Origin of the sequence: Thioalkalivibrio sp. XN279 (assembly GCF_011089885.1) — a bacterium.
Taxonomy (GTDB): Bacteria; Pseudomonadota; Gammaproteobacteria; order Steroidobacterales; family XN24; genus XN24.
On record NZ_JAANBD010000006.1, the window covers coordinates 165,727 to 174,211 of the forward strand.

The 8,485-nt window shown below is 67.7% G+C and carries 7 protein-coding genes and 1 tRNA gene; 4 read left to right on the plus strand and 4 right to left on the minus strand.

The window, feature by feature from the left end; translation table 11 throughout:
• Positions 1–92 precede the first annotated feature (92 nt).
• A complete protein-coding gene (locus tag G8346_RS01005) occupies positions 93–1,769 on the plus strand; it encodes a choice-of-anchor I family protein (protein WP_166047298.1) in 1,677 nt (558 codons plus the stop codon).
• Positions 1,770–1,950: 181 nt separating this feature from the next.
• Positions 1,951–2,454, plus strand: a complete 504-nt coding sequence (locus G8346_RS01010; RefSeq protein WP_166047300.1) for a hypothetical protein — start codon at positions 1,951–1,953, stop codon at positions 2,452–2,454.
• A 60-nt stretch (positions 2,455–2,514) separates the two neighbouring features.
• Here the strand turns inward: G8346_RS01010 and G8346_RS01015 are convergent.
• The 3 genes from G8346_RS01015 to G8346_RS01025 all read right to left on the minus strand — a co-directional run bounded on the left by G8346_RS01015 (position 2,515) and on the right by G8346_RS01025 (position 3,602).
• Positions 2,515–2,588, minus strand: a tRNA-Gly gene (locus G8346_RS01015).
• Positions 2,589–2,667: 79 nt separating this feature from the next.
• Positions 2,668–3,330, minus strand: coding sequence for an SdpI family protein (locus G8346_RS01020; protein ID WP_166047302.1), 663 nt, complete (start codon positions 3,328–3,330; stop codon positions 2,668–2,670).
• Positions 3,327–3,602 carry an autorepressor SdpR family transcription factor gene (locus G8346_RS01025; protein ID WP_166047304.1) on the minus strand — a complete coding sequence of 92 codons (276 nt, stop codon included), beginning with the start codon at positions 3,600–3,602 and terminating at the stop codon, positions 3,327–3,329. Before G8346_RS01025 ends, G8346_RS01020 begins: the two co-directional genes overlap by 4 nt.
• 262 nt (positions 3,603–3,864) lie before the next feature.
• Between G8346_RS01025 and G8346_RS01030 the strand changes: the two genes are divergently transcribed.
• Positions 3,865–4,020, plus strand: a complete 156-nt coding sequence (locus tag G8346_RS01030; RefSeq protein WP_166047306.1) for a hypothetical protein — start codon at positions 3,865–3,867, stop codon at positions 4,018–4,020.
• Positions 4,021–4,129: 109 nt separating this feature from the next.
• Positions 4,130–5,023 (plus strand): fructose bisphosphate aldolase, encoded by an 894-nt coding sequence (locus tag G8346_RS01035; protein WP_166047308.1) that lies wholly within the window; start codon positions 4,130–4,132, stop codon positions 5,021–5,023.
• Positions 5,024–5,103: 80 nt separating this feature from the next.
• Here G8346_RS01035 and G8346_RS01040 read toward each other — a convergent pair whose 3' ends face one another.
• Positions 5,104–8,484 carry a hypothetical protein gene (locus tag G8346_RS01040; protein WP_166047310.1) on the minus strand — a complete coding sequence of 1,127 codons (3,381 nt, stop codon included), beginning with the start codon at positions 8,482–8,484 and terminating at the stop codon, positions 5,104–5,106.
• Position 8,485 lies beyond the last annotated feature (1 nt).

An 8,485-nucleotide genomic window follows, 5' to 3' on the forward strand; every position in this document is an offset into this window, starting at 1 on the left:
GCGCACACCCACTGCAATGCTGGTGACATCACGGCGTAATCATCGCCCGGCATCTTTCGCTCTTTATCCCGGAACTTTGCAGGAGCGAAAGCATGCAGTTGACGAAATTCCAGGCCGCGGCGGCGGTGTGCATCCTTGGCGTCGGCCTTGCCGGCTGCGAGGGCGATGACGGCAGGGACGGCGCGCCAGGCGCCACCGGCCCGACCGGCCCCCAGGGCCCCGCCGGCACCACCGAGGTCCTGCTCGACCTCAACCAGGTCGGCCGTTACGCCTCCGGCGTATTCGACGAGAGCGCGGCCGAGATCGTCGCCTATGACGCATCGACCGAGCGCCTGTTTGTCGTCAACTCCGCGGCCGTCGCCGTGGACGTGTTGAACCTCGCCGACCCGACCAACCCGGTGCTGCTCGACACCATCGACGCCAGCGCCGAAGGCGGCGCGGCCAACAGCGTGGCAGTATTCGGCGGCGTGGCCGCAGTGGCCATCGAGGCCACTCCCAAGACCGACCCGGGCAAGGTGGTGTTCTACGACACCCTGACCCTGGCCAAGATCAGCGAGGTCACGGTCGGCGCGCTGCCCGACATGCTGACCTTCACCCCGGACGGCACCGCCGTGCTGGTGGCGAACGAGGGTGAGCCTAATGAAGGCTACACGGTGGACCCCGAGGGCTCCGTGAGCGTGATCGACCTGGGCGCCGGCGCGGCGAACCCGAGCGTGGCCACGGCCGACTTCACTGCCTTCAACGCCGAGATCGACAGCCTGCGCGCCGCCGGCGTGCGCATCTACGGTCCCGGCGCAACGGTGGCGCAGGACCTGGAACCGGAGTACATCGCCGTGGCGCCCGGCGGCACGACCGCCTGGGTCACGCTGCAGGAGGCCAACGCGGTAGCGGAGCTGGATTTCTCCGACCTGTCGGCGCCGGTCATCACGGCGGTCCTGCCACTCGGCTTCAAGGACCACATGATCCTCGGCAACGAGCTCGATCCCAGCGACCGTGATCCGCAGGGCGACCCGCAGATCCGCATCCGCAACTGGCCCGTGCACGGCATGTACCAGCCCGACGCCATCGCCGCCTACGAGTTCAACGGCCGGACGTATTACGTCACGGCCAACGAGGGCGACGACCGCAACGACTTCATCCCGGGCGAGGAGACGGCGCGGATCAAGGACCTGGTGCTCGACGCCACGGCCTTCCCGAATGCGGCCGAGTTGCAGGCGGACGCTGCGATCGGGCGCCTGAACGCGACCACCTTCAACGGCGACATCGACGACGACGGCGCCTTCGAGGAACTCTACGTTCTGGGCGGCCGCTCCTTCTCCATCTGGGCGGCGGACGGCACGCAGACCTACGACAGCGGCTCCGAGTTCGAGCGCATCACGGCGCAGCGCTATCCGAACAACTTCAACGCCAGCAATGACGAGAACGACCCCGAAGGACGCAGCGACAACAAGGGCCCGGAGCCGGAAGGCGTGGTACTGGGCGAGATTGCCGGGCGCACTTTCGCCTTCATCGGCCTGGAGCGCATCGGCGGCATCATGGTCTACGACGTGACCAACCCGCAAAGCGCGCGCTTCGTCCAGTACGTCAATTCGCGCGATTTCAGCAAGGATCCAGAGACCGAACTGGCGCTGGTCGGCGACCTCGGTCCCGAAGGCCTGGCCTTCATCTCCGCGGAGGACAGCCCGAACGGCGCTCCCCTGCTGGTCGTCGGCAGCGAAGTCAGCGGCACCACCACCATCTACCAGGTCGACGTCATCGTCCTCCCCTGATCGGTTTCCAGCCGGTCACTCGGGGCGCCCCGTCGCCGGGGCGCCTCTTTTTTTGCCCGCGCCGCCATCGACAGCGGAACCGGGAACACGCCGCCGCTGTCCGTTATAATGCCGCCTCGACTCTTGCCGGCTCGGACTCCGCAAAACCGAGCTTGCCAATACACGAACCGGAGATCCCGCTGTGCCCCAACCAAAGTATCTTTCCCTCATCGCCCTGGGCGCCCTGCTGGCCGTTGCCGGCTGCAGCAAGGAACCGGAGGCGCCTGCACCCGCTGCGCCGGCCGGCTCGGCCGCTCCCATGTCCGCCGAGCAGCCCCACCCGATGCCGACCGCGGAAGTCGCCGACGTGGACCTGTCCGGCATCGAGAAGGCTGAAGGCGGCGTCACGGTCGGTGAGCTCTTTGCCGCCAAGGACCAGCTTGCGGGCCAGCCGGTCACGCTGCGCGGCAAGGTGGTCAAGGTCAACGCCGGCATCATGGGCACCAACTGGCTGCACGTCCGCGACGGCTCCGGCGCGGAAGGCAGCAACAACATCACCGTCACCACCGGCCAGATGGCGGATGTCGGCGACGTCGTCCTCGTCACCGGGGTGCTGACGGTGGACAAGGACTTCGGCATGGGCTACCAGTACGACGCCATCATCGAAAATGCTGACGTTGTCGTCGAGGCCCACGACCACGAGTAGGGCATCGACCTTCATCACCCGTAAAGACGAAGCCCCCGCAATGCGGGGGCTTCTTTGTTCTGGAGCGGGTGATGGGAATCGAACCCACGTTCGTAGCTTGGGAAGCTACTGTTCTACCATTGAACTACACCCGCGCGTCGAGGCGAGAGTCTATGGTGAGAGCCGCGCCGACGGCAAGCCCGGCGGCACTGCCCGGCCACGGCGTGCCGGCCCTCAATCGCCCGGCGGCGGCTTGAAGCCCTCGATGGCACGGTAGGCGAAGAAGGAATAGACAACTGGCACCAGGGCGGCCGCGCCGATCACGACCGCCACGACAATCTCGTTGGCGCCGAAGAGTCCCATGACGACCAGCCCCACGCCGGCCATGGTCATGGTCCAGCCGCCGAGCCGATGGGTGCGTCGCCACACCTCGTCCGAGGCGAGGGTCCAGGGCGTGCGGATACCGAGGAAGAAATTACGCGTGGTCTTGCCGAGGTAGTTGCCGAGGAACGCCAGCAGGAGCCCGACCCCCACCAGCACCGGCCGTCCCATGTCGGCGCCCCACCAGCCGAGCGCATGACCCAGCACGGCGACGTGGATGAAGAGCAGGAATCCGAGGATGGCGACCTGGACGCGGTTCCAGATCGGCGCAAAGGGCTCCACCCGCCAGCCGGTGGGCGAGACCTTCGGCAAGCCCCACAGCAGCAGCCACGTCAGGAGCATCACGGCGGGCATCATGAGCACGGCGGTAAGGCGGTCGGACCAGTCGTCCGCTTCCCCGGCGAGATTGAAGTGGGTGGCAACCTGCTCCGGCAGGTCACCGTACACCAGCGCGCCGAAGCTGAGCGCCAGCATGCACAGCAACAGGGAAATCCACTGGGTCGGTCGGCTGCTCATTGCTTCTTCCTCTCGGGCTTGAACAGGTCTGCCATCATCCGCGCCAGGTCCTCGAACACCGAGGTGTTGAGCGAATACACCACGTGCTGGCCGCGCCGCTCCGAACGCACCAGGCCCGCGGCCTTGAGCACGTTGAAGTGGTGCGACAGCGTGGCCTTGGCCTGGGGAAACTCCTCGGCCAGCTCGCCGGCGGTCGCCGGCCCGCGCTGCAGGCGCTTGAGCACCTCGCGGCGCGTCGGGTCAGCCAGGGCCTTGAACAGGGAATCAGACATCGCCTCGGTTCTTGTTTAGATATTTCGAGAATCATCTAAATACATCAGCCGGGGCCGCCTGGCAAGCACTTTGTGCAGCCGGCCTGGCTGACCCATTTCGGCGTCAGCGACCCCGCGGCAGCGGCACGGCAGGCAGAGTCGCTCGGCGGCCGGATCATCGTGGCGCCGTCGCCCGAATTCCGCGACGGGACGACCGCCGTGGTGACCGACCCGAGCGGCGCGATCCTGGTGCTGAGCAAGACGTCGACGCAGGGAGAGAACGATGAACAAGACTTTCAGGCGGATGATGCTCGTCGCCGTGCTCGTGGCCGGCGCGCTCGTGGCGGGCTGCGCAGCCAATGTCGGCGTCGGGCTGAGCGTCGGCGTGCCGATCGGCGATCACGGCTACATGAGCATGGGCACGCATCGCGGGCGGTGAGGCGCCCGGCTCCGGCGTGCGCCGGGGGACCCGGGCGACCCATGGTCGCCTCGGGCCGCAAAATCCGCGACAATCACGGTTTACGTCAGTCGCCAATGAGGGCACCGCAATGAGCACGTTCGAGCAGCAGAAAGCCAAGTTCCAGACCCAGTCCGGTTTCATCGCGGCGCTGGACCAGAGCGGCGGCAGCACGCCCAAGGCCCTCAAGCTGTATGGCGTCCCGGAGACCGCCTACAGCAACGACGAAGAGATGATGGACCTCATCCACCAGATGCGGACGCGGATCATCACCAGCCCGGCTTTCAACGGCGACCGCATCCTCGCCGCCATCCTGTTCGAGGCCACCATGGACCGGGAGATCAAGGGCACCCCGACCGCCCAGTACCTCTGGGAGGCGAAGAAGGTGGTGCCGATCCTCAAGGTCGACAAGGGCCTGGCCGACGAGGCCGACGGCGTGCAGCTGATGAAGCCCATGCCCAAGCTGGACGAACTGCTGGCCAAGGCGAAGTCAAAGGGTATCTTCGGCACCAAGATGCGCTCCGTCATCAAGCAGGCCAGCGCCAGCGGCATCAAGGCCGTGGTGGACCAGCAGTTCGAAATCGGCCGCCAGATCGTGGCTGCCGGCCTGGTGCCGATCATCGAGCCCGAGGTGGACATCCACTGCCCGGACAAGGCCGCCGCGGAGGACCTGCTGAAGGCCGAGCTCATAAAGCAGCTCGACGCCCTGCCCGAGGGCGAGATGGTGATGCTCAAGCTCACGCTGCCCGAGCAGGACAACCTCTACGCCGACTGCATCGAGCACCCGCGCGTGCTGAAGGTGGTGGCGCTGTCAGGCGGCTACTCCCGCGACGAGGCCAACGAGCGCCTCGCGCGCCAGCACGGCATGGTGGCCAGCTTCTCACGCGCCCTGACCGAGGGCCTCTCGGCGCAGCAGAGCGACGATGAGTTCAACGCCACGCTGGACGCCTCGATCGAGAGCATCTACCAGGCGTCGAAGACCTGAGCGGCGACGGAGGTTAACCCCCTCTCAGGCCTGGCAGTGCCGTACTGGCGCTGCCAGGCCGTCCCGGTCAGAAGATGAATTCACCAGATGAATCCATCGCACCAGTCCGCGAAAGAGCCGGGCACGCAGACCGGGAACACGACGGACGTGCCCTCGGGTATCTGCCCGCCGGTGCCCCCCTCGAAATCGGTGCCGACCAGGTACGCCACGTCTTCGCCGGTCAGGTCGTAGGTGCACGTGCTGTCCGCGCCTGCATCCACGCACTCCACCGCGACGTACCTGAGGTTGGACGGGTCGTTCACCACCAGCGAAACGAAGCGGTCCCCGATCACGTCGGGTAGCACTCGCTCCTGCAGGACGGTTTCGTTTATATCCTGCAACTGCATGAACATCCTGTCGTCGGTGGAGGAGAAATCCCCGAGCTTGATGACCGGGAACACCGTGCCCGGCCCGGTCGAGAACGCGCGGTCCGAGACCACCACCTGCGCGAGCGAGCCTGTGCCGTCGTTCAGCTGGACCAGCCAGTCGCCGCGCGGCACACAACCGGTGTCCGAAGAGCAAGCCGGGAGGGTGAACAGCAGCTTGCCGTCCCTGATCTCGGCCGGAATCGGTCCGCCGGACCATTCCTCGCGCACAACGGTGTTGCTCAGTAGCACTACACGCGGCCGCGCCGCATAGCGCTCCAGACCACTGCCGCTGGCCAGGACCTGCTGCCCGGGACGGGCTGACGGCGGATCGAAGGTGGTGATTCGCGGCGGCGTGACCAGCTGGATCGACAGGGCGGAAGGCACCTTGAGCACACCGTCAGGATAGTTGTTGAAGCCCGGATCGCTGTACTCGTCGCTGTACTCGAGCCACATCTCCAGCTGGCCCGGCTCGAGGCCGCTCAGCGAGGCCAGGGGGGAGGGCAGGTCCGGATTGAAAAATGCCAGGCGCGGCAGCGAGAACAACAGCTCGCGTTGCGGGTCGACGCCCTCCACGACCTGGGTCGGGAGCACGCTGAAGTCGCGGCTGGCGCCCCGCTTGTCGCGGAAGTACAGCGTGGGGACAAAAGTGGGCGGCACCGTGCTGTTGGCCAGCCAGTCGCCGGAAATCTTGAACACGCGGTCGCTGCCGTCCGACGCGTAAATGTCGTTCAGGTCCAGCACCGACGGGCTGAAGCCGGTGATCTCGGCGCGCGGCTCGACCCGGAACAGCATCTTCGGGGGCGTGAAGAGCACGCCGCCAAACCGCATGGTGGTCTCCACCACGTCGACGAACAGGAGCACCCTGTTCAGCAGCCGGCGCGCGCTGCCGAGGTTCTGCCCGATACGGTCGCGCACGTCCTCGAGACCGGGCAGCTCGCCAAGAGCACAGTCGAGCACCTTGTCCGCCGTCGTGATGTTGGCAGTCTCGGTGATCGTGTCCACCAGGTACTTGCCCATCGTATTCTCGAAAATATCGATCGCCCCACTGGGGTTCTGGAAGGCGCCGATGTAGAAGCTCGACACCGCTGCGCCGAGACCGACCTGGTCCTGCACGAACGCGTCGAAGAGACAGACCGCATTCTCTGGCGCCGCCGACAGGCCGGCCAGGTCTCGCGCCATGGGCACGACGAAAGCGTCCAGGACCCAGCGCAGTCGAAGGTTGTTGAGAATCTGCTGCTCGGCGGCCGTAAGCACGATGTTGCCCGCGCCTTCACCTGCGCCGGGAGTCAGGATCTCCACGAAGCAGGGCCTCATCCCGCACAGCGACTGCTTGTCGTCGGCGCTGAGGATGGTCTTGTCGTCACGCAGGCTGTTCTTGTCGGTCGGGCCGCTGATGTGCGCCCGCCGGCGGTCCGCCGCAGTGGGCGTATAGCGACTTCCCCCGATGAAACGCTGCGGCACGTAGACTGCGATGCTCGCCGGAAGGACCGTGCCGTTCTCGACACAGACGTCGGAGGGCGACGTACCGACCGGCAGTCCGAGGGTCACGCAGTCGGTGGCACGCTGGACGGTGAACTGGGAATAGGTGGCGCGCGGCGTGTCCGGCGCATCACCCGAGGACAGCCCGACGACGCCGACCAGCAGGTCGTCCAGCGAACGGCCGCCTCCGAGGCTGGGCCCGTCGGCGAGTATCTCGGCGGCCTCGAGTGCCGCGCGGTCCACCGCCGCCAGCAGGCGGCTGCGTAATTCGTAGCGCGCGAAGGCCGATCCGGAGCGGAGGTGCTCGGCGAGCGCGTCACGGAACGCCGCGGCCTCGTGCAGGGCAAGCCCGCCGCGAACCCGGTCGCGCTGCTCCCGCCAGTCGGCATCCCCGCCGCTTGCCAGCATGGGCCACAGCTTCAGCAGCTCCGCGCCGATGGTGGCATCGAGGGAGACCTGCACGACCCGCTCGTCCGGCCAGGCCGCGAAGCCGAGGATGCCGTAGCTCGGCCCGCCCGCGGCACGTAGGAGATCGAAAGCGTACCAGCCGGGCCGGTGCGCCGGGACCTCGAGCGAAACCGCATTCCCCGGCTGCAGGCGCACCACCCCTTCGCGGAGGTTGAGCTGCAACACGTCGTCCGGCCTCAGCGGCAGCGCCGGGTCGATCGAGACCATGACCCGGCGGCGGTAATCGAAGCTCACCGGGTTCGACCCCAGGCCGCCGGCCAGCGCCTTGAGCTCATTCCCGTCACTCGACGCCGGCAGCGTCACGCGCACGAAATCCGGACCTGACGCCTCCACCGACAGCAGCGCGGAACCGAGCGTGACGACGTCGACACCCTCGAGGTTCAGGCCCTCAAGACGTAGCGGGGTACCTGCCAGCACCCGGCCCGTGGGCGGGAACAGCACCGGTGCGCCGGGCTCGACGTAGGAGAGCAGCCGGCTCTCGCTGCGCTGGTTGCCGACCACCGCATGCACGCTGAGCGCCAGCGGCGGCGCCGCAACTTTCCAGGTGCCCGGCGAGACAATCTGCGGCCGCACCGCGACCTTGCCGCGGCGCGTGTCGAACACTGCCCACTCGCCACCGCCGCCCGCGCCGAGGCCGCGACCGCTGAGCATGAGCTGGTGCCCGGCCACCACGGCGTCCGGGACGGCGCGGCCCTCGATCTCGGTCCAGGCACCTTCCACGCGCATCCAGCTCGCGCTGCCCGGGGTGGTGAACAGCGGCGCCTCGAAGGGGAAAGCGTCGAGGTGGTCGGGAATGCCATCGTAGTCGCTGTCCGGCAAGGGCTCGGGCAGCGCCGCGCCGATGGGCGCGATGGCGGGCGCAAGCGTCGAGTCCGGCGGCGGCTGGATCGGTGGCGGCGGGTTCGTGCTGCCGGGTGGCGGCGTGGACGGAGGCGCACTGCCACCGGGCGGCGGAGTGCCCACCGCGCCTGCGCCGGATCCTGCCTCGTTGCTGCCGCCGCCGCAGGCAGTGAGCGCCAGGGCGAGGGTGAGCAGGATGACCGGCCTCGCAGCCCGCCTGGCTGCGCCGCCGGTCGCTCGATCAGTAAGGTTCTGCACAGGCGCCATG

Excerpts from the sequence above, each read along its gene's own strand:
- G8346_RS01040 (WP_166047310.1), bottom strand. The coding sequence starts at position 8,484 with ATGGCGCCTGTGCAGAACCTTACTGATCGAGCGACCGGCGGCGCAGCC.
- G8346_RS01025 (WP_166047304.1), bottom strand. The coding sequence starts at position 3,602 with ATGTCTGATTCCCTGTTCAAGGCCCTGGCTGACCCGACGCGCCGCGAG.
- G8346_RS01035 (WP_166047308.1), top strand. The coding sequence starts at position 4,130 with ATGAGCACGTTCGAGCAGCAGAAAGCCAAGTTCCAGACCCAGTCCGGT.
- G8346_RS01020 (WP_166047302.1), bottom strand. The coding sequence starts at position 3,330 with ATGAGCAGCCGACCGACCCAGTGGATTTCCCTGTTGCTGTGCATGCTG.
- G8346_RS01005 (WP_166047298.1), top strand. The coding sequence starts at position 93 with ATGCAGTTGACGAAATTCCAGGCCGCGGCGGCGGTGTGCATCCTTGGC.
- G8346_RS01030 (WP_166047306.1), top strand. The coding sequence starts at position 3,865 with ATGAACAAGACTTTCAGGCGGATGATGCTCGTCGCCGTGCTCGTGGCC.